General features: G+C 71.4%; 13 protein-coding genes and 4 pseudogenes. 9 read left to right on the top strand and 8 right to left on the bottom strand.

Going from position 1 to position 19,541, the window contains the following annotated elements; translation table 11 throughout:
* Nucleotides 1–157 precede the first annotated feature (157 nt).
* Nucleotides 158–748: a hypothetical protein gene (locus ACZ5WK_RS25725; RefSeq protein ID WP_465550462.1), complete on the top strand. Its 591-nt coding sequence runs from the start codon at nucleotides 158–160 to the stop codon at nucleotides 746–748.
* A 349-nt stretch (nucleotides 749–1,097) separates the two neighbouring features.
* Nucleotides 1,098–1,214, top strand: a pseudogene (locus tag ACZ5WK_RS25720) (family 1 glycosylhydrolase); the annotation flags it as partial.
* 110 nt (nucleotides 1,215–1,324) lie between these two features.
* On the opposite strand, the gene ACZ5WK_RS25715 reads toward ACZ5WK_RS25720, so the two are convergent.
* Nucleotides 1,325–1,588 (bottom strand): hypothetical protein, encoded by a 264-nt coding sequence (locus ACZ5WK_RS25715; protein WP_465550460.1) that lies wholly within the window; start codon nucleotides 1,586–1,588, stop codon nucleotides 1,325–1,327.
* The gene (locus ACZ5WK_RS25710) at nucleotides 1,585–2,445 is read right to left on the bottom strand and encodes a hypothetical protein (protein WP_465550458.1); all 861 of its coding nucleotides are present in this window, start codon (nucleotides 2,443–2,445) and stop codon (nucleotides 1,585–1,587) included. Before ACZ5WK_RS25710 ends, ACZ5WK_RS25715 begins: the two co-directional genes overlap by 4 nt.
* A gap of 989 nt (nucleotides 2,446–3,434) precedes the next feature.
* On the opposite strand from ACZ5WK_RS25710, the gene ACZ5WK_RS25705 reads away from it, so the two are divergent.
* From ACZ5WK_RS25705 to ACZ5WK_RS25685, 5 genes and pseudogenes are all read left to right on the top strand, one after another.
* The gene (locus tag ACZ5WK_RS25705; protein ID WP_465550456.1) at nucleotides 3,435–4,949 is read left to right on the top strand and encodes a TIGR02677 family protein; all 1,515 of its coding nucleotides are present in this window, start codon (nucleotides 3,435–3,437) and stop codon (nucleotides 4,947–4,949) included.
* Nucleotides 4,950–4,983: 34 nt separating this feature from the next.
* On the top strand, nucleotides 4,984–6,228 hold the full coding sequence (locus ACZ5WK_RS25700) for a TIGR02678 family protein (protein ID WP_465550454.1): 1,245 nt from the start codon (nucleotides 4,984–4,986) through the stop codon (nucleotides 6,226–6,228).
* Nucleotides 6,225–10,310 (top strand): TIGR02680 family protein, encoded by a 4,086-nt coding sequence (locus tag ACZ5WK_RS25695; protein WP_465550452.1) that lies wholly within the window; start codon nucleotides 6,225–6,227, stop codon nucleotides 10,308–10,310. The genes ACZ5WK_RS25700 and ACZ5WK_RS25695 overlap by 4 nt, the downstream gene beginning before the upstream one ends.
* The gene (locus ACZ5WK_RS25690; protein ID WP_465550450.1) at nucleotides 10,307–11,536 is read left to right on the top strand and encodes a TIGR02679 family protein; all 1,230 of its coding nucleotides are present in this window, start codon (nucleotides 10,307–10,309) and stop codon (nucleotides 11,534–11,536) included. Before ACZ5WK_RS25695 ends, ACZ5WK_RS25690 begins: the two co-directional genes overlap by 4 nt.
* A gap of 7 nt (nucleotides 11,537–11,543) precedes the next feature.
* Nucleotides 11,544–11,663, top strand: a pseudogene (locus tag ACZ5WK_RS25685) (family 1 glycosylhydrolase); the annotation flags it as partial.
* Between the two features lie 116 nt (nucleotides 11,664–11,779).
* Here the strand turns inward: ACZ5WK_RS25685 and ACZ5WK_RS25680 are convergent.
* Entirely contained in the window at nucleotides 11,780–12,274 is a 495-nt protein-coding gene (locus tag ACZ5WK_RS25680; protein WP_465550448.1) for a universal stress protein, read from the bottom strand.
* Between the two features lie 759 nt (nucleotides 12,275–13,033).
* Between ACZ5WK_RS25680 and ACZ5WK_RS25675 the strand changes: the two are divergent.
* Nucleotides 13,034–13,237 (top strand): annotated as a pseudogene (locus ACZ5WK_RS25675) (universal stress protein); the annotation flags it as partial.
* Nucleotides 13,238–13,345: 108 nt separating this feature from the next.
* Here ACZ5WK_RS25675 and ACZ5WK_RS25670 read toward each other — a convergent pair.
* A complete protein-coding gene (locus ACZ5WK_RS25670) occupies nucleotides 13,346–13,897 on the bottom strand; it encodes a hypothetical protein (RefSeq protein WP_465550446.1) in 552 nt (183 codons plus the stop codon).
* A gap of 770 nt (nucleotides 13,898–14,667) precedes the next feature.
* Here ACZ5WK_RS25670 and ACZ5WK_RS25665 point away from each other — a divergent pair.
* Nucleotides 14,668–15,369, top strand: a pseudogene (locus ACZ5WK_RS25665) (LURP-one-related/scramblase family protein); the annotation flags it as partial.
* A 66-nt stretch (nucleotides 15,370–15,435) separates the two neighbouring features.
* Here the strand turns inward: ACZ5WK_RS25665 and ACZ5WK_RS25660 are convergent.
* The 4 genes from ACZ5WK_RS25660 to ACZ5WK_RS25645 form a co-directional block, all read right to left on the bottom strand.
* Nucleotides 15,436–15,801, bottom strand: a complete 366-nt coding sequence (locus tag ACZ5WK_RS25660) for an iron-containing alcohol dehydrogenase (RefSeq protein ID WP_465550444.1) — start codon at nucleotides 15,799–15,801, stop codon at nucleotides 15,436–15,438.
* Nucleotides 15,802–15,888: 87 nt separating this feature from the next.
* The gene (locus ACZ5WK_RS25655; RefSeq protein WP_465550442.1) at nucleotides 15,889–16,611 is read right to left on the bottom strand and encodes an alpha/beta hydrolase; all 723 of its coding nucleotides are present in this window, start codon (nucleotides 16,609–16,611) and stop codon (nucleotides 15,889–15,891) included.
* An 816-nt stretch (nucleotides 16,612–17,427) separates the two neighbouring features.
* Complete coding sequence (locus ACZ5WK_RS25650) at nucleotides 17,428–17,910, bottom strand: nitroreductase family deazaflavin-dependent oxidoreductase (RefSeq protein WP_465550440.1); 483 nt, start codon at nucleotides 17,908–17,910, stop codon at nucleotides 17,428–17,430.
* 396 nt (nucleotides 17,911–18,306) lie between these two features.
* A complete protein-coding gene (locus ACZ5WK_RS25645; protein WP_465550438.1) occupies nucleotides 18,307–19,539 on the bottom strand; it encodes an MFS transporter in 1,233 nt (410 codons plus the stop codon).
* Between the last annotated feature and the right edge of the window lie 2 nt (nucleotides 19,540–19,541).

The raw sequence follows: 19,541 nt of genomic DNA, 5'->3' as shown, positions 1-19,541 counted from the left end.
CCGGCCGATTCGACGCCGGCTGGCGCAACACCTTGACCAGCCGGCTCTCCACCCCGCAGCCGGTCGACGACCTGCTGCGAACCGCCGCGACCACGCCGGCCTGCTCCCCCAGGGGGTCCTGACCACGCTGTCATGACGGCATGTCAGAATCCCCCGCATGGTCGAGAACACGAGGATGAACACCTACCAGCGCCTTGCCGTCCGGCTGCACGGACTCGGCATGATCACCCGCCAGAAAGCGGACGAGTCGGTCGCGTACACCGCCGACTGGGGCGAGCCCCACCCGAACCGGCGCACCGAGGAGCTGACCGGGGTGCTCGAGGTCTGCGACGTGGCCCTGCAGGCCCACGGCGAGGACGTCGACTTCGCCGAGGGCGCCTACGCCGGCATCTTCGAGGACGCGGAGCGGATGATCGGCGGCGCGGTCACCGTCACGGAGGTGGAACTGGTCGGCGAGATCGGCTCGCCGCGGGATCTCGACTTCAAGGTCAACGGCGATCCCAAGTCCTGGCGGATCGAGCAGGAGTCCGACGACTACCTCGACCTGGGCGCCGTCGAGCAGGGCATCTCGGACCTCGTCCCGGGCGGCGACGACCCGAGGGTCTTCCACCGCGTCCCCGGCGACGGCGCCTGCGCCGACGACTACTACCTGCTGGCCACACCCGGGCAGGCGGCGGTGCTGCGCGACGAGTTCGACCTGCGCATCGAGGTCCGCGGCGCGGACGGACTGCCCATCCACGAGCAGTAGCCCCGAGCCGGGCCGCCCGCCACTCGCGGCCCGAAGAGCGGCTGGCTGACGGGCGACTCCGGAGGTCTGACGCTCCGTCGCAAGTCAGCCTGTTGTGGGTGGGGAACTGCGGTGAGCAGGTCTGTCGCACCGCGAGCACGGGGTGGGGATTTTCAACGAGCCTCATCACTGGCGGGACACCTACTGCCCTGGGCATCGCCAGGCGTCTGGCCAGTGCTTGCCGCCATGCGGGCGGGGTGAACGGCTCGCCCCAGTAGTCGGTCACCCTGACTGCCCTCCCGCCTTGCAGCTCGGCGACCGAGACGTTCAGGTGGTAAGGGTTTTGCCATAATGACAGCCTGTTCGACGGGCAGATGGGTTCCATCAAAGGTTCGGCCTCGTCCACGTCGACTTCGACACCCAGCGGCGCACCCCGAAGGCCTCGTACGCCTGGTACCGCGACCTGATTGCCGCTCACCGCGGGTAGCCGACCCCGAATCACCGGACCGCGGGCGTTGTGGGGCGCCCGCGGTCCGGGCGATCAGCCAGTGGACCTCAGCTCCAGCGCCGACGGCAGGGGACGCGCCGCCCGACGGATCAGCTCTCGGCCCGTCCGGTTCCTGGCTCTACGGGTGTGCGTCTCCCGTCCTCGTGGTCGACCGGCGGCGAGCTCGGATCGATCACTCCCGCTGAGTGGTCGCGCGAACGGGTACGACTGCCACTGCCCAGCTCGTCCCGCACCTGCCGCCAGGCGCGGATGATCTGAGGCACCTTCGACAGCACCTCGCTGATCTGCGTCAGCAGAAGACCGACGCAGCCGAACGTGGCGACGATGGCCAGGGTCACTTCGTCCCAGTTCACAGCGTGCCCCCATCGGTCCGTCGGAACGGAGCGCGCAGGCCGGACAGGCGAAGGACTGCCCGACCGAGCCTGACGTCGATGTGGTCGTCGACGACATGTGCGACGGCGCCGGAGACGCCGACTGGCGAACTGGTCAGTGAGGCTGCGACATCGTCGCTGTAAGGGAAGCCGTTCCACCGGAGCTTCCATCGGTGCCCGGACCCGCTGAGTTGCTTCTCGTACCGGTCCAGGGCCGCGTTGTTGGTCCAGCCCGGGCGTTCAAGAGGATCGGAGAACCAGTTGCCGATCGCCCATCCACCGTGTGGATCTCTGGCCGCGAGGCGGCAGGTGAGGCCGGCCAGCAGTTGTTCCGCTTCATCGCTGATCTCAGGCACCTGCTCCAAGTGTGACTGCTCGGCCTCGGACAGAGGAGTCCCGATGGTATGGAAATCCCATCGAGGTGAAGGACGCGACGATCCGGTCCAGGTGCCCGAACGGTTTCCGGTGATGACGAGCTTGGTGCCGGTGGGCTGATGACATGCCAGATATGTGCGTCGCCCGCGGTACTGCTCGAGCCGGAGCCCAGGCAGACCCGTCACTCCGTCAGGCCTCGGCAGGAGATATGGGGCCACGTTGTGAGGTACGTCCGTGATGAGCACGAGCTGATCGAACTGTGCGGAGACGACGATGTCGTAGGCGACAAGGGTGTGTAGTCCCCACGCGGCACTTCCGCCATAGGGTTGCCAGGTCCCCGCGCGGTTGAAGAGTCCGAGCGCCAGCAGGGCGCGGAGCCTGCGCTGCTGCGGTGAACAGGTGTCAATTCCGAGTGTGCCGTCACGCGGCACGGCCGCGAGAGCTGCTTGCTTGGGCTCGTCCAAGAACTGGACACGGGCGCGGGCCAGCGCCCTGTCAGCGCTTCTGGGCATGTCAGTACCTCGTGCCCCCGGCTGGCACTTCAGGTCACATACCTCGTGAACCACTGTCGTGGGCGCGGAGCTGGGCGAACCACGCCCATGTACAGCGCCCTCGGGTGCCGGGCCCGTTGGAATGCCGTCCACCGACTCTCCGCGAGCCGGACGTGGCGATGCTACACCCCGGGATAGTGCCTGCCGCCATGCGATACATGGGGGTTCAGGATCAGGTCACCCCTGCAAGGCCAGAGCGGAGGGTTGGCTGGCCGCGGCGCCGGCCCGTAGGGCAGGGTGGGAACCATGGGAAGTGTGGCGAACCCCGCCCCGGCGTGGCGCTCGGTGCGCGAGGCCGCGCTGCCGCAGGTGTCCTCGGATTGTGAAGGCGTCATGCTGTCGGTCCTGGGTACCCGCGCCCTCCTGCTGTACCGGGTCGATGAGACCGAGCACCGCAGGCGGCATGCGGTCGGTGCCGAGCGGCTGGACAGCATCCCTGCGCCGGCGTGCCTGCTCGGTCTGGAGCGCGCAGGCCGGTTCGCGCCGTTCTGCCGCCGGGCTGTCCTGCTCGATGAGGTCCCGCGCGCGGGGTTGGCGGAGATGCTGGCGGAGGCCGCCTTCTACGGCATCGGCGTGCTCGTCAACGAGCCGGTCATCGATCCGGCCGGCGCGCTGTCTCCGGAGGCGGTCCGGTACCTGCCGGGCTCACGACGTTCGCGACCGGGGCAACACCGAAGGTGTCCGGTCGCGTGCGTGGGACGGCGTTCTTCCGGGCCATGGGTGGCAGTCCATCACCCCGCGACAGTGGGCGGATCGCCACCCTCGACTTCGTCCGAGCCGCTCCTTCGCGGATGCGATGTCAGGGTTCCGGCCGGGGTGTCGGTGGGTCCGCGTACGGTGGTGACCACCGGGGACACGGGGAGTCGAGGGGAGGACGGGCATTGCGGAGGGTGCCGCCGGAGATGTTCCGGTTCACGACGGGGGACAAGGCCGAGCTCTACGGTGCGATCCTGCAGGCCTTCGGCGCGGCCAACGAGCGGTTGGAGACCGCGCTGGGGCTGGACGATGTCCGTGCCCGTCTACGGACGGTCGGCTGGCTCGATGCGGTGCACGACGACGATCTCCAGGAGGCACTGCGGAAACTCAGGGAGTGGCAGCTGCTGGACGTCGTCCAGAACCATGCGGAGAACTACCGCACGGCGGAGGAGTACGAGCGCCGCAACCTCCAGTACTCACTGACCCGGCGTGGTGAGGCCGCGTTCGCCGGGGTCGAGCACGCCCTGTCCGTGCTCGCATCGACCGGGGCGCTCCAGACGGCGGTGCTGGAGGCGATCACGGACCGGCTCGATGAGCTGTACGTCCTGCTGGGGGACTCCGCCTCCTCGGACCGGCGGGTGTTCACCACGCTGCAGGAGCTGGAGGGCCACCTGGAAGCGCTGCTGGCCAACACCAAGGCGTTCAACGGCGAGTTGCAGCGCCTGCTGCGCGCCGAGGGCGCGGACCTGGCGACGTTTCGGGAGGTGAAGGCGGCGACGGTGGCCTATCTCCAGGAGTTCCTCGTCAACCTCGATCAGCGGGGAAACGCGGTTGCCTCTGCCGTGGAGCGGCTCGAGGAGCGCGGGGTGAACCTGCTGCACGCGCGGGCGCTGCAGGGCGCCGAGCTGCCACCGGTCGCCGACGGCGATCCCGCGCCGGCCTGGCTGGAACGGCGGCGGGCGCGTTGGGAGGGGCTTCAGGCCTGGTTCCGGCCGGCGGACGGGTCGCGACCCCGCGTGGAACAGCTGCACGACGTGGCACGGCGGGCGATCGTGACGCTCTTGCGGGTCCTCGACCGGATCACCGAATCACGGCGCCGTTCGTCCAGCGCCGTCCAGGACTTCCGGGAGCTGGCCCGCTGGTTCGCCGCGGCGCCCGGTGAGGACGACCTCCACCGCCTGTGGTCGGCCGCCTTCGGTCTCGGCCCGGCCCGCCACGCCCATCTCGCGCACCCCGATCCGGAGTTGGTTCCCTCATCGGACACCTGGGCCGAGGCCCCGCCGGTGGAGGTGTCGGCCCTGTTGCGCACCAGCGGCCGCACCGAGCGGTTCACGCGCACCGGCAAGGTGCGCGACATCGGGGGCCTCAAGGCGTCCCGGGCCGAGCGGGCCCGGAAGGAGCGCGCCGAACTCGAAGCCGCCTGGGACGTCCTGGGCACCGACGGCCCGGTGCGGCTCTCCGGCTTCGGCACGCTGGACCACGCCGTCTTCGAGCGGTTGCTCGACCTGCTCGGCCGGGCGCTGGCGGTACGACCGGACGCCGGCGGAGCGCGCCGGACGGTCACCTCCGACGGCCGCGTCGAGGTCGTGCTCCGGCCGCTTTCCGACGGCGGGCGGTCCGTGCTGCGGACCTCCCGCGGTCGTCTGGAGGGGCCCGACTTCCTGGTGGAGATCCGCAGCGCGGGCGCCCTGCGGGCGGTCACGCGTGAGGACACCGCATGAGCGACCGGAGCGTGATCATCATCGGGAGGGGCGCATGAGCACCCTGGCCAACCAGCTGGTCCTGGCCGAGAAGCAGGACGTCGCCCGGGGCATCAGACTGCTCCTCGGGCGGCCGCTGATCACCGAGCGCGGCGACGCGCCGGCCTTCGAGCTGATCCGCCGCCGGCAGGACCCGCTGACGAAGTGGTTCGACTACCACTGTGGCTGGCAGCTGGTGGTGGAGCCGCGCCTGGGGTACGCGCGCCTGCTCAAGATCCGGGCGGTCCCCGACGCCTCGCGCCCCGCCCGCCGGCTGCGGTCGGGCAAAGCTCCGTTCGACCGTCGCCGCTACACCCTGCTGTGCGTCGTGGCGGCCGAGCTGCTCCCGGTCCCGGTGACGACGGTCGGCCTGCTCGCGGACCGGGTCGTCCAGGCCTGTGCCACCGACGAGGCACTGCCGTCCTTCGACACGGCGAGCAAGTCCGAGCGGATGGCCTTCGTGGACGTCCTCAAGCTTCTCGAGGCCCATGGCGCCCTCCTCACCGTGGACGGCGCCACAGAGAGTTTCGTCGACTCGGCGAAGGCCAAGGTCCTCTACCGCGTGGACGCCACCGTGCTGATGAGACTGCTTGCCGCGCCCGTCGGGCCGTCCCGGCTGGCCGTGCCGGCGGAGGACGTACCGCTGCGCTTCGAGGAGCTCCTGCGGGGGATCGTGCGCGAGAGCCGGTACGGCGGTACCGACGCCTCCGACGCGCAGCGCAACCTCCGGCTGCGGCACTCGGTGCTGCGCCGGCTCTTCGACGATCCCGTCCTCCACCACGACGAGCTCGGCGCCGACGAACTGGCCTACCTCACCTCGCCGACCGGGCGCCAGATCGTGCGGCGCGCCGCCGAGCAGGGCGGCTTCGTACTGGAGGAGCGGGCCGACGGCCTGCTGCTCGTCGACCCGGACGGGATTGCCACCGACAGTCGCTTCCCGGACGACTCTGCGACGGCCCGCGTCGCCGCGCTGCTTCTGCTGGATCCGCTGACGGCTGCTCCGGACGGGATGACACCGGAACAGCTCACCGTCGAGGCGAACGAACTCCTGCGGCGTTTCCCGCAGTGGGCGAAGAGCTACCAGTCGGAGGACGGCGCCCAACGCCTCACGGCCGATGCCGTTCGCGTCCTCGGGGACTTCGGTCTGGCCTGCCGGATCGGCGACCGCACCGTTCCCCGGCCGGCGGCGTTCCGGTACCGGACGGTACCGGGCCACCGTGACCGACGGTCCCCCGAACCGAACAGGGAAGACTTCCGATGACCGTGACACAGCTACCGCAGCGCTCGGCGTTCCCGACAGCGGCCGCAGCAGTGCGATGGCAGCCCTCCAGAGCCGGCATCCTCAACGTCTGGCGCTACTACGACGAGACCTTCACCTTCCACCAGGGCCGATTGCTCCTGCGGGGGCAGAACGGCACCGGCAAGTCCAAGGCACTGGAGGTGCTCCTGCCGTTCCTGTTCGATGCCAGCCTGCGCCCCAACCGGCTCTCCACCTTCGGTGGCTCCGAGCGCACCATGCACTGGAACCTGATGGGCGAGGGCACCTCGGGCAAGACCCGTGTCGGGTACGTGTGGCTGGAGTTCGTCCGCGACGACGGCAGCCCCGTCCATTTCACCTGCGGAGCCAGACTCCAGGCCAGCGTGCACACCACCGGTGTCACCGTCGACTACTTCACCACCGGTGCGCGGATCGACCACCCCGGCGGTCTCTCCCTGGTCAACGACGCGGGCCAGCCACTCACCCGCGCCGCCCTGGCCGAAACCCTGCAACACCGGGGCGAGCTGCACGGATCACCGACCGACTACCGCAACACGGTCCGTAGCACGCTGTTCCCCGGGCTGAGCGAGCAACGCTACGACGCCCTGATCACCGCACTGCTCCAGCTCCGCACCCCCAAGCTCTCCGAGCGCCTGGATCCCTCGCTGCTGTCGTCCCTGCTCTCACGGGCCCTGCCCCCACTCGGCCAGGGCGAGATCACCGAACTGGCCGAGGGCTTCGAACGCCTCGACCGCCAGCGCGAACACCTGAAGACCCTGGACGACGAGGTGGCCGCAGCCACCGCCGTCTCGAACCAGCAACGCGGTTACGCCCAGCGCGTCCTGCGTGCCGGGGCGGCGGCGCTGATCTCCGCGACGACCGAGATGGACAATCTCACCCGCATCGCCAGGGAGAGCGAGGAGGAGCACGCCGCGGCCCTGCGCCGGCGCGAGGAGAGCAGGGGAGCGCAGCAGGAGCTCGAGCACCGACGACAAGAACTCGACGGCGCCGTCGAGGGACTGCTCGGCTCCGAGGTCTACCGGCAGGGGCAGGAACTCGACCAACTCCGCGGCAGGGCCGACCAGGCCGCCCGGACCGCCGACCGTGCCCGCGCCGCCGCCGGCCGGAAGGCCGACGCGGCCACCGAGGACGCCAGGCGTGCCGACGACGCGCGGCTGAGATCCGAGCAGCGGGCCGAACACACCCGTGCTGCCCGGGAGGAGACGCGGGGCGCAGCCCGGCGAGCAGCCATGGAGTCCGTATGCACCGAGGTGCAGACGCTGCTCGGCTCCGCACCGGATCCGTCCGGCGGCACGGAGGAGCGGGGGCGCAGGGCACGCCGCCTGTTGCGCGGTGCGGTCGTCTCGCGGCACGGCCGGATCGCCGAGGTCCGTGCCGCCGTCGAGCGCCATGAGCGTTCCGCCGCGGACCGGACGACGGCGGAGCAGCACCTCGACACGGCGCGCGAACGGCTGGCCGACGCGACCGCGCGACGCGAGGGGAACGCCCACGCCTACGAGACCGCCGTCGACGCCCACGCCGACCTGCTGCACCGGTGGGCGACGGTCGATTGCACCGAGCTCTCCATCGACGACGCAGTGGAACTCGCCTCCCGTGCCGCTGTCGAGACCGACGTCCTCGCACTGGTCGAGGCCGCCGCCCGGGCAGCGGAGAGCTCCATCACCGCCGACGAGACGACCGCCCGCGCCGGCCGGGACGACGCCCGCGCCCGGCGTGACCAGGTCGTCGAGGAACTGGAACGCACCGCGGCTGCGGCCGACCTCCAGCCGGTCCCGCCACGCACGCGTACGGCCGACCGGTCGGTCCAGCCAGGAGCGCCACTGTGGCGCCTGCTGGCTTTCCGGCCGGACGTGCTGCCCGCCGCCCAGGCAGGCATCGAAGCGGCGCTGGAGGCGGCCGGCCTGCTCGACGCCTGGATGACCCCCGACGGCGGCCTCGTCGTCGCCGGCCACGACACCCTGGCCGACCCGGCGTCGGCCGTGCCCGTCCCTGGCCCCTCGTTGCTCGATGTCCTCTCCCCCGAACCCGACGGCCCGGTGCCACCTGGCCGGGTACAGCGGCTGCTGGCCGGCATCGCCTACGGCCCCACACTCCCGGCGGGCCACCCGGCCGCCGTGGCGGCCGACGGAAGCTGGCGGCTGGCGACGGCGGTCGGCTCCTGGGCCAAGGAGGAGGCCGGCCACATCGGTGCCGCGGCCCGGGAACGCGCCAGGCAGCGGCGGATCGCGGACCTCACCGCCGAGCTGGCCGCGGCCGACACCACCGTCACCGGCTTCGAGACGCGGCTGCGGGCCCTCGCCGACCGCCGGACGCGCCTCGGCGCAGACCTCCGCTCCCGGCCGCACCACCGGGAGGTGGAGCAGGCCAGGCGCACCTGGGAACGGTCCGAGTCCGATGCGGGCGCCCGCGAGGAGACCGTGCGCGAGGCCGTCGAACGGCTCGCGCGGCAGGAGGACGCGGTCGCGGACGCGCTGCGCGCGCTCGCCGTCGCCTCTGCCGAGCACGCCCTGCCGACCGATCGCGCGGCCCTGGACGCGACTGCCACGGCGGTCGACACGCTGCGCGAACTGGCGGACGTCTGGCTCGACGCCCATCTCGCCTGGACGGCTGCTCAGCACGCCTGGGACACCGCCCGCGGCCACGCCGAGGCGTCCCGGGTCGCAGCAGCCGAGAGCCTGGACGAGGCCGAGGCCGCCGAGGCCACCGCCCGCGGACTCCGGTCCGGGCTCCAGGCCGTCGAACGTACCGTCGGCGAGGACTATCGTGAAGTGGCCGCCCGGATCGGCGACTTGCGGATCGCGCTCGACCGGACCCGTCGTGAGATCGACACCGGCACCGCGACACTCCTCACCCTCGAAGGCCGGATCGGTGCGCTGGGCGCCACCATGGCCCAGGACGCGGTCCTGCGCGACGGCGCCGTGGCGGCCCGCAACGAGGCGGCCCGCAGCTTTCGGCGCCTGTGCGTCCTCGGGTTCCCCGAGGACGCGGGCCTCGGCTTCGTCCTCACCTCCGCGGACGGTACCCGCGCCACCCTCGAAGCGGCGCGCGAGACGGCCGCCGCCTGGCCCAATCTGCCGCACGGGACCAGGAACCTCGGCGACTCCCTGAACCGTCTCTCCGAGGCCGTGCACCGAGCCCGCCAGAGCCTCAGCAGTCGCGTGGACCTCGAACTCGAAGCCGAAGAGGACATCCACATCCTCACCGCCACCATCGACGGCATCCGGGTCGGTGCGACCAGCCTCCTCGCCATCCTGACCGGCGACCGCGACCGCAGCCGGGACGACATCACGGCCGCCGAACGCGGCCTCTTCGACCGGACCCTCACCGGTGACACCCGCCGCCACCTCGCCTCCCGGATCCGCCAGGCCGGTGAACTCGTCGAGCGGATGAACGGCCACCTCGAACGGGTCCGCACCGCCTCGCGGGTGGCCGTCCGTCTGGTGTGGCAGATCCACCCCGACCTGCCGGCCGGTACCCGGGCGGCCCGTGAACTGCTGCTCAAGGACCCTGGCCGGATCACCGAAGCCGACCGAGAGGCCCTGCACGCTTTCTTCCGAGGCCGTATCGAGGAGGCCAAGACCCGCAACACGGCGGCGACTTGGGAGGAGCAGCTCGCCGAGGTCCTCGACTACACGGCCTGGCACCAGTTCGTCGTCAAGCTGGACCGCGCCAATGGCTCCGGGTGGCAACTGCTCACCAAGAAGCTCCACGGCGCGCTCTCGGGCGGCGAGAAGGCCATCGCCCTCCACCTACCGCTGTTCGCCGCCGTGGCCGCCCACTACGAGGCGGTGCCGGAGTCCCCGAGGCTGATCCTGCTCGACGAGGTCTTCGTCGGCGTCGACACGGTCAACCGCGGGCAGGTCTTCGGCCTCCTCGCGGCGCTCGACCTCGACCTGGTGCTCACCTCCGACCACGAGTGGTGCACCTACCGGGAGCTCTCCGGCATCGCCGTCCACCAGCTGATCACCGGAGGCGACGGCGACGACGCCGTCACCAGCGCCCGCTTCACCTGGACGGGTACCGACCTGCTGCCCGACGAAGCCGGCCCGGACGGATCGGCATGACGGGCCGCCACCCTCTCGACGTCCCCGAACTCCGACCCCTCTGGTCGGCCGTCCACGATCGCCTGTCGGCGGGCCGCCCCGTCAGCCGGGTGCGGTCCGGACCCCTCGACGATGCCGGTCGCGAGGCGTTGGCCGACCTCCTCGGACTCGACCGGCTCCCCGGCGCCGAACCGACGATCCAGCTCGCCGGACTCGACCGCGCCGTGCTGGAGACCTGCGGCCGACCCCTCCGGGACGTGGTCGCCGCGATCCTCGGCCCTGTCCACGACCGGGCTGCCGAGCGTGAACGCGAGACCGGCCAACGCGACGCCCTGTGGGGATGGCTGGCCGGCCACGAGGTGGTCACCGCCCAGCCCGTTCTCCTGGAGTGGGTCGGCCACCTGCGGTCCAACGGCCTCGTCGACGGCTCACCCGACCGGACCCGCGCCCTGCTGACCACCGCGCTGACCGTCCTCTCCGCACTCCCGGCCGGCGGTGAGCCACTGCCGGTCCTCGCCGCCCGCCTCCTCGACGGCGACTCCCACGCGCTCGACGACGGGACTCGGCTGTCCTCCCTCGTCCTGCGCGCACTGGCGGTGCTGTACGGCACTGACATGCCGGACGCCGCCGAGGGGCGCCGCGCCCTCTGGAGCCGGGCCGGGGTGGCCGACGACGAACTGTCCGCCACGGTGCTCGCCGTCGGTCTTCGCCCTGGGGGAGAGGGCCCGGTCGCCGGGGTCTCCCGCATCTGCGCCGGAGCCGGTCATCCCGTCAGCCTCACCCTCGCCCAACTGCGCTCACCCGGCGAATTCACCGGTCCGGCAGGGCCGGTGCACGTCACCGAGAACCCCAGTGTGCTCGCCCTGGCCCTACGGCGCTTCGGTCACCACTGTCCGCCGTTGGTCTGCACCTCCGGCTGGCCCAACACCGCCGTGCTCCGCCTGCTGCGTCGACTCGCCGACGACGGCGCAGCCCTGCGCTACCACGGCGACTTCGACGGCGAGGGCATCCGCATCGCGGCCCACGTCCTCGCCAGGACGGGAGCCGTCCCCTGGCGGATGGGATCCGACGACTACCGGGCCGCCGTGCCCAGGGTTCCCGCAGGCCCCGGCCCGGGGCGTCTCACGCCCGCGCCGTGGGACCGGGCGCTCGTCGACTCCATGGCCGAACTGCGAACCGCGGTGGTCGAGGAGGTGGTCGCCGACATCCTCCTCGACGACCTGGCCGAGCACCGGAACGTGGAATGACAGCCCGTTCGACGGGCCGAGGGGCTACCACCAGCGCTTCGGCCTGGTCCACGTCGACTTCGAGACGCAGCGCCGCACTGCGAAGGCCTCGTACGCCTGGTACCGCGACCTGATTGCCGCCCATCGGGTTGGGCACACAAGGTTGGACCCCGGGTGGGAGCTTGCAACCGGTCGGCCCCGATGCCGCTTCGGCGCGGCTCTGCCTCCGGTGTTCGGCCGGGAGGCCGCCGGAGGAATCGACGTTCAGGAGGATGTGGTGTCGTCGTCCATCGGGACGACGACGACCGGGAGGCGGGCGTGGTGGACGACCTCGGTACTGGTTGACCCAAGGGTGAGGCGTCCCCAGGCACCCGATCCTCGGGAACCGACTACGAGAAGGCAGGCGTCCCTGCTTGCTTCGAGGAGGACCTGCGCCGGACGTCCGCGTTCACACACGATCTCCACTTCCACCGGCGGGCCGCCGAGCTGTAGCTGCAGTTCCTTGATGGAGTCGGCCACGGACTGCATGACGAGATCGCGCTGCTGCGGGATGGGACCGCTGTCGGGGCCCGAGCCGGCCGTCCGCTCGAAGCCCGAGTACTGGGTCGGGGTGTACTCGAATGCACAGGCGGCCCGAAGGCCGGTGCCACGCAGCTGCGCCTCGCGGAGCGCGAAGATCACGGCCTGCCGGGCTGGGGCTGACCCATCCGTGCCGACCACGATCGGGTGGGTCGGGCGGGAGACGGGAGTATCGGTCATCGGAGACCTCCGGCGATTCGGCGGGCGGGGAGGTGCGGTCTCTGCGCAGTGAGGGTCGGGGATGTCTCGGGTGCCCCGCTCGCTTGCCGCGTGCGCGGACCACCGTGCACCGCTGCCGATCCCTGCTCGGCTGGCCCTGAGGACGCTGGTCCGAGCGGGCCTGACCAGAGGTTGGTAACCCGTGCGCTTCTCAGCCTGCGCCCGTTCGTGCGCGGGCACCAGCGCACGTCCGGCGTCGGTGGCAAGCGCGCCTTCCCGCAGGACCGCGGGCCCGACTCCGCGATCGGCGGTTCCTGTACGACGACCGTTGGGGGGACGGTGTAGCCGGGCGACCCGCATGACGGTCGGTACGGTCCCGGGCGGCTCGATCGGACGGGCGGCCGCGGCGGTGAACCCACGCGACGGTATTCGTGCACCTGACGGGCCCGGTTACGCGCTTTGCCGGAGTAACCTGGGAGGTGCCGGAGAACTTACCGGTAGGACGATCGCGAGGAGTTGAAATATGCAGATCAGCGGAGCAGGAGCCCTGATTCTGCGACTCGTGGTCGCTAAATCCCAGCCCAGCCTTCTGGTCGGGGCATAAAGGGACCGCCGAGGTGGCGGGGGCGCAGGTGCAAATCCTGTTGTTCAGATCAGCGTTTATTCAGGGCGTGGGCCGTTTTCGCAGAGATGCGGAGGCGGCCTTTTTGTTTTCCGCCGGACGGTGGTCGCAGTGCGGTCCCATCGCGCGGTCATAAGCGTTCGGGCCGTTTCTGCCCCGCCGGGCGGCGGGACCCCTACCCAGAAGTGGATCTCAGGCACGAGGTGGTCCGCGGACATCCGGTGGCCGTCCTGGCCGAGGCCTCCGAGCATGCCCTGGCCCTGGTCGTCGGCACGCGGGGCGCCGGAGGTTTCACCGGCCAGCTGCTCGGGTCCGTCGGCCAGGGCGTCCTGCATCACGCTCGGTGTCCCGTCGTCACAGTGTCGGGGCCGGTCGGGCCTGGCGGATTCACGCGAGGGCCTCAGGCTGGAGGGCCGCAAACTGCCCGGCACGCTGTTCGCAACAAGGGCTGTCGGGCCCTTCCTCAAGCGTCAGTCGTAGGGCACCGAGCGCGCCAGGAGGGCGACGCCGCGACGCCTTGCGTGCTCGTGGGTGATCCGGACGATTTCGTGCCAGAAGGGCGCCGCGGTGAGGTACGTGCCGAGCGCGGCCATGATTCCCAGGGCCACGTCCACGCTGATCCGGCCCTCCTCGGTCCAGTACACGTCCTGGAGGTCCAGCAGCAGCGCGAGCTCGTCCGCGATCAGGGCCGTGCCGGCTCCGTAACCCGCGGCGACCAGCGGATGCCGGACGGCCCGCTCGTCGCCGCGTACGGCGACCAGGCCGACGCCGGCCAGGGCCGCGATTCCGATGTTGTAGTGGTGCAGGTGCCGCCCGCCCACCGACACGTTGCCCCATGGCAGCCAGCCGCCCCGGATGCCGTGGGTGATCAGCCGGACGGTGCCGAAGGTCGTACCGAAGGCGGTCCAGGTCACCAGGAGAGACCGCTTGGTCGGTGTCAGGTGCGTGTCGGCCGCCTGGCTCCAGCTACGTGCCAGGCCTGTGGGCGGGGCGCCGTGCTGCTGTCCTGTGCGGGCGCTCATGAATCAGCCCCTTCTCGTTGTCCTGCGGACGCTCGGGCGATGCGTTCCCGCCGGACCCCGCGCGGGCGCATTCCCGTGGATCTGCCACCCCGACGGCGCAAGGCCGCTGCCGCCGGCACGAGGACTCGGCGGTGCGCGGCCGGTCCTGACGGCCCAAACCCTGTGGTCCTGTCAACGACTCGGCGGAGCGGCCGGGGCAAGGGACGGAGCGGCAGCCGGCAAGTGGGGTGGAGGTCGCCCCCGGAAGACTCCGTTCAGGTTGGCGCGGATCCAAGAGAAGCGAGCCCGCGGCTGCGCAGCACATTCAGGAGTGATGACAGGGTGACTTCGAGACGCAGCGCCGCACCCCGAAGGCCTCCTACGGCTGGTACCGCGACCTGATCGCCGCCCATCGGACTCGAGGAGTGCAGTGGTTGATGTCTCATAGGGCTTGGCGCTCGTCTGGCTTGCTTCGTACTCGGAGGGGGTCGGTGCGAGGTAGGTGCGCTGTCGCCTCGTCGGTCGGTGGGCGCGGCCCGGGAGCTGTTGCTGCGACAGGTCCGGGCCGGGCGCATGCGGTCGACGGGACGGGCGCAGAGGCGGGCGTCACGGGTGTGACATCAGACACATCGTTGCCGCCCGGGTGGCGGCCAACTGGCTTTCGCAGCGGCCGAATTTGCAGGTCACGGGCACAATCCGCGGGCCCGGGCGAACCGGGTCCGGTCAAATGATCTGGCCACCCGGGGAGGATTGACCCTAGCCTGCCCGCCATGTCCCAGAACACGAACACCCCCGGCTTCCCCGGGCAGCCGGCCGCTCCGGTCGGCGACTCCGCCAAGGTGCAGCGCCAGGTACAGCAGCAGGCGGGCGTCGGACCGGTCTCCGGTGGCGGCGGCACCCTCTTCTCCGAGCCGGTCCTGGTGGTGAACCAGAAGGCCAAGCTGATCGAGCTGACCAACGAGTACGCGGTCTTCGACCAGCAGGGGGCCGCGCTGGGCTCGGTGGTCCAGGTCGGCCAGAGCGCTCTGCGCAAGGTTCTACGGCTGCTCTCCTCCATCGACCAGTACCTGACCCACAAGCTGGAGATCCGTGACGCGCAGGGCACCCCGGTGCTGCTGCTGACCCGCCCGGCGAAGCTCATCAAGTCGCGGGTGGTCGTGCAGCGTCCGAACGGCCAGGAGGTCGGCCAGATCGTTCAGCAGAACGCCATCGGGAAGATCAATTTCGCGATGGAGGTCGGCGGGCAGAAGGTCGGCGCCGTCAAGGCCGAGAACTGGCGGGCCTGGAACTTCTCCATCGTCGACGAGACGGACACCGAGATCGCCCGGATCACCAAGACCTGGGAAGGCCTGGCGAAGACGATGTTCACCACGGCCGACAACTACGTGCTCCAGATCCACCGCCCGCTCGCCGACCCGCTGCTCAGCCTCGTCGTGGCGACCGCGCTGACCGTGGACACCGCGCTGAAGCAGGACGCTCGCGGCCTCGGATAGCCGCAACCCGTACGTGGTCCGAGCCCCGCCCCCCGACGACGGTTTCCGGCGGGCGGGGCTCCAGCATCATGGCCTCGCGGGCCCCGGCGTCCGAGCCGTCCGCGTAGGCGCGGCGCAGATTGCGGCCGATGGTGCCGATCGCGGTGAGGGCGAGGCCGTGACCGAGTCCGCCCGGTGCTCGTGCAGCGCCGCCAAGCCCGCGACCGGCGAGTCGGTCGTCGGGTCGGGCACGGTGTCGGCGAACAGTCGTGGGTTCAGCCCGGCCTGGAGCAGCGTCGCCGTCAGGCGCTCCGCCGCGCCGGTCCCGACCAGGAACGCGTCCGTGACGAGCAGGGGGCGGTTCAGGCCCAGTCCTGCGACGACGTCGCCCAGTTCCTCGGCGGCGCCGCGGCCGACGCGCACGATCCGGGGCAGGGACAGGCCGGCAACCACGGAGTACACCTCGAGGTGTCACAGTCGGAGCACCGTCGGCCGGCGCACCCGGCCGCCGTTCCTCCCACGGCACGTTCGAAACGCTCCCTAGCCGACCGGGACGAGGCGGCTTCCGGTGGCCAGTTGGTGGAGTAGTCCGATGGTCTCGTCCTCGTGTGACGCGAAGACTCCGTGGTCGCTCTGCCAGGTGATCGCACGGGTTGCGCGTGTGGCGAACCGGTGTTGCAGGTCTGGGTGCATGACGCGGTCCTCGGTGCAGATCACGTAGGTGCTGGGCCGCTGGTGCCAGGCGGCGCTGGTCGTCGGCTGATGGCCGGGGGCCATCCTCTGGGGGACGAGCTCGGCGGTGTGGCGGGCACGTTCTTCTTCGCCGAGTTGGGCATGGAAGAGTCTTCCCGCAGCCTTCGGGTCGATCGTCGTGGTTCCGGCAGGGTCACCGATCATGCTGGTCCCCAGGTCGGTGGCCGGTGCACCGGCGAGAAGGCCGAGGGCGGTCTCGCCGCGGTCGGGCATCATCGCGGCGAGGTACACGAGGTGGTCGATCCTTTGTGGCGGAAGGCCGGTGATGACGGCTCCGCCGTAGGAATGACCGCACGCGATGGCGGGGCCGCCCTCGGGCAGCTGGTCCAGTGCGGTCTCGGCCGCGGCTATGTCGGCTGCCAGCGACCCACGGTGCAGCTCGGCGACGGCCACGGCGACACCACGTGCCCGCAGCCCGGCCGCGACGCCGTCCCAAGCATGACCGGTGTGCCATGCGCCGTGCACCAGCAGCACTCCCCGGGACGCGAAGGAAGGTGGGGAAAGGATCATGAGGGGCCTCTCGGTGGTCGGTCGATTGCGGAGCAGGGGCGGCATGTGGGCGGCACCCGCACGCGGGTGCCAACGGTGTGGGACGGCGGCGGGCGCCGCCTACGACAGCGCCGTAGCCGTGGCGCCTGCTGCGAACGCGGCGTCGTACATCTCGGGCTCGGCATGGCTCAATGCGCTGTCGGAGGTGCTGTTCATGGTGCGTTCTCCTCGGGATGGGTGTTCAGGTGCTCGTGCACGGCAGCGCGCACGCACTGCAGCCGCGACTTCCTTGCCGTGGTGCCGGCCATGGCGACTCGACTCCCTGCGCAGCCGCAGGACCGCCACGCACCTGCACACCGGCACCGCAACGGCCACCGTGCCGACGACGACCCACAGCTACCGAACCTCCTCCACCGCGCCCTCCCAGCCGTTCGACCATAAGAGCCACCAGCCGGGAAAAGGATTCAGCTTCCGCCCGGAAATCCTTCGTAGGGGGTCTGTGCGGCCGTCGGCGTCCGCGAGCGGTACGGGCCGTGGGAGCGGATCCACGATCCCCCATGCCCACCCGCGAACCGAACACCCTCGGCGTCCTGATCACCCGCATCGATCTCGCCGCGACCCAGACCGCGCTCCAACAGGCCGCCGTGAAGGCGGAGTTCCAGCGCAGGAACAAACCCGTTCTGGAAGCGCACCCTGCATCCGATCCGAGCGCCGACTCCGGCGTCGGACGCTCCCGGCCCGATGAACCGCTGACGGAGGTCCTCGACCAGGCCGGCCGCGTTGCCCTCGGACCGGCCGTCGCGGATGTGCTGCCCGAGGCTCGCGGGTATCCGAAGCTCAGTGACTCGTCGGCGCCGGGGCCTTCGCCGGCGCGGCCAGGTGCTCGGGTTCGAGTACGAAGACCGGAATCACGCGGTGGGTCTTCTCCTGGTATTCGGCGTACGGCGGATACGCGGCGACCGCGCGCTGCCACCACTGGGCCTTCTCGTCCCCCGCGAGCTCACGGGCCGTCATGTCCTGGCGTTCCGGGCCGTCCTGGAGCTCCACCCGCGAGTAGGCCTTGAGGTTGAAGTACCAGGCCGGGTGGCGCGGGAAGCCGCCCTTCGAGGCCACCGCTGCGTACCGCCCCTCGTGCTCCACGCGCATCAGCGGAATCTTGTGGATCCTGCCGCTCTTCGCGCCGCGCATCGTGACAATGACGACCGGCAGGCCCGTGTCCCAGAGCGTCGTGCCCTGTGTGCCACCCGAACTCTCATACAGCTCGACCTGTTCGCGCACCCACTGCGCCGGACTCGGCTCGTACTCGCCCTCAAGAGGCATCGCATTCACCCCATTGTCGTGTACGGACTATGTCGGGACAGTCCGACACAAGCCTCGCACGAAGGGGAGACCGCCGCCCCCGCTCTGCCGACGGATTCACGTGTGACGGCAAGGTCCCGGTGTCGCACCCGGCTTTGCGTCTCCGCAGGTCAGGGCAGCCCCCGGCAGCAAGGTCGAATGAGACAGGGCAGTTGCGGTCGGTGTCCGGTCAGATGCCGGGGGCGGTCCGCCGAGCACGGTCTCGCCGGACCGAGGGGGACCGCGAAAGGTCCGGACGGCGCTGCGCGACGTCGCGCAGCCGTCGGGCGCGGGCCCTCCAGTCACGGCACGGCCGCTCGCCCGGCGGCGCCCGCCGCCCGACCGCGAGTACCGGGTGGCGGTCCTTTCCGCTGTTGGTCAGCGCCGCCGGTCGGGTGCAGCCACTGGCGTGGTCGACCCGCGGTCCTCCGGCGCGCGACGTTGCGGTGACCGGGGAGACTCCGGTGTCACGCGTAGGTGCAGTGCGGCGAGCAGTACGCAGAATGCGGCCATTGCGGACCACAGCGCGGTCGTCCCCGCGTGGGCGAGCAGCTGGGTGCCGAAGACGGGTGCGAGCGTCGCGGCGATCCCCCAGCTGGTACCGAAGACGGCCAGGTAGCGGCCGCTTGCGCCGGGTGGTGCGAGGTCGGTGACGAGCGCGTAGACGCGGCCCATGACCAGCAGATCGCCGAGGCTCTTCACGGCGGCCGAGGCGAGCAGCGTCGGCAGGGTGCGGCTGAGGGCGAGGCCGGTCAGCCCCGCGGCCAGGAGGAGATGGGCGAGGGCGAGCGCGACGGGGGTGGTGAGCCGGGTCGCCCAGGGCAGGCGGATCAGCGGCTGGGCGAGCACAGTGGTGGCCGCGGCGGCGGTGAACAACAGCCCGGCGTCGGCGGCGGGCAGGCCCTGCCGCGCGAGTGCGAGCGGCAGGGCGATCACGGCCTGTTGGTTGATCAGGGCGTAGGCGGTGCCGGTGGCCAGGACGCTCAGCAGGGCGCGGTCGCGCAGCGGCCGTACGGCGGTGCCGTCCCGGTCCGTTGCGGGCGGTGCCGGGCGGTCGCGGGGGAGGGCCAGGTGGATCAGCAGCGCGCAGGCCAGACAGGTGGCGGCGTCGGTGACGAAGAGCCAGCGCAGGTCCCAGCGGCCGAGGAGGGCGGCGAGCAGCCCTGCGCCCATGGCGCCCGCCGCGAGCGCGGCGCTGAACAGGCTGAAGGCCCGCACCCGTTGCTGCTCCGGCACGGACTCGCCGATGATCGCCTGGCTCGGCGGCTCGTAGAGCTCGAAGGCCAGCCCGAGCAGCACCGCCCCGGCGACCGCCCAGGTGAGCGACGCGGAGGCCGCGATCGCCAGCTGCGCGACCGCGCATCCGCAGAGTCCGAGCACGATGGTCGTGCGTCGGCCGATCCGGTCGGCCAGATGTCCCCCGGCCAGCCGTGAGGGGATCGTCGCGAGCCCGAAGACGGCGCTGACCAGCCCGGCGGCGGTCAGGCTCGCGCCGTGGTCGGTGCTGATCAGCACGGTGAGAAAGGGCAGTGAGAAGGCCCCGAGCCGGTTGACGACCCGCGCGAGTAACAGCAGGCGGACGGTGCGGGGCAGCGGTTCGGAGCGCGACATGG

Source organism: Kitasatospora sp. NPDC032757, from assembly GCF_055579305.1.
The sequence above is the reverse complement of the archived record's forward strand: the minus strand, read 5'-3'. Positions and strand labels throughout refer to the sequence as shown.

Excerpts from the sequence above, each read along its gene's own strand:
- ACZ5WK_RS25690 (WP_465550450.1), top strand. The coding sequence starts at position 10,307 with ATGACGGGCCGCCACCCTCTCGACGTCCCCGAACTCCGACCCCTCTGG.
- ACZ5WK_RS25700 (WP_465550454.1), top strand. The coding sequence starts at position 4,984 with ATGAGCACCCTGGCCAACCAGCTGGTCCTGGCCGAGAAGCAGGACGTC.
- ACZ5WK_RS25650 (WP_465550440.1), bottom strand. The coding sequence starts at position 17,910 with ATGCCTCTTGAGGGCGAGTACGAGCCGAGTCCGGCGCAGTGGGTGCGC.
- ACZ5WK_RS25670 (WP_465550446.1), bottom strand. The coding sequence starts at position 13,897 with ATGAGCGCCCGCACAGGACAGCAGCACGGCGCCCCGCCCACAGGCCTG.
- ACZ5WK_RS25680 (WP_465550448.1), bottom strand. The coding sequence starts at position 12,274 with ATGACCGATACTCCCGTCTCCCGCCCGACCCACCCGATCGTGGTCGGC.
- ACZ5WK_RS25645 (WP_465550438.1), bottom strand. The coding sequence starts at position 19,539 with ATGTCGCGCTCCGAACCGCTGCCCCGCACCGTCCGCCTGCTGTTACTC.
- ACZ5WK_RS25705 (WP_465550456.1), top strand. The coding sequence starts at position 3,435 with ATGTTCCGGTTCACGACGGGGGACAAGGCCGAGCTCTACGGTGCGATC.
- ACZ5WK_RS25725 (WP_465550462.1), top strand. The coding sequence starts at position 158 with ATGGTCGAGAACACGAGGATGAACACCTACCAGCGCCTTGCCGTCCGG.
- ACZ5WK_RS25655 (WP_465550442.1), bottom strand. The coding sequence starts at position 16,611 with ATGATCCTTTCCCCACCTTCCTTCGCGTCCCGGGGAGTGCTGCTGGTG.
- ACZ5WK_RS25695 (WP_465550452.1), top strand. The coding sequence starts at position 6,225 with ATGACCGTGACACAGCTACCGCAGCGCTCGGCGTTCCCGACAGCGGCC.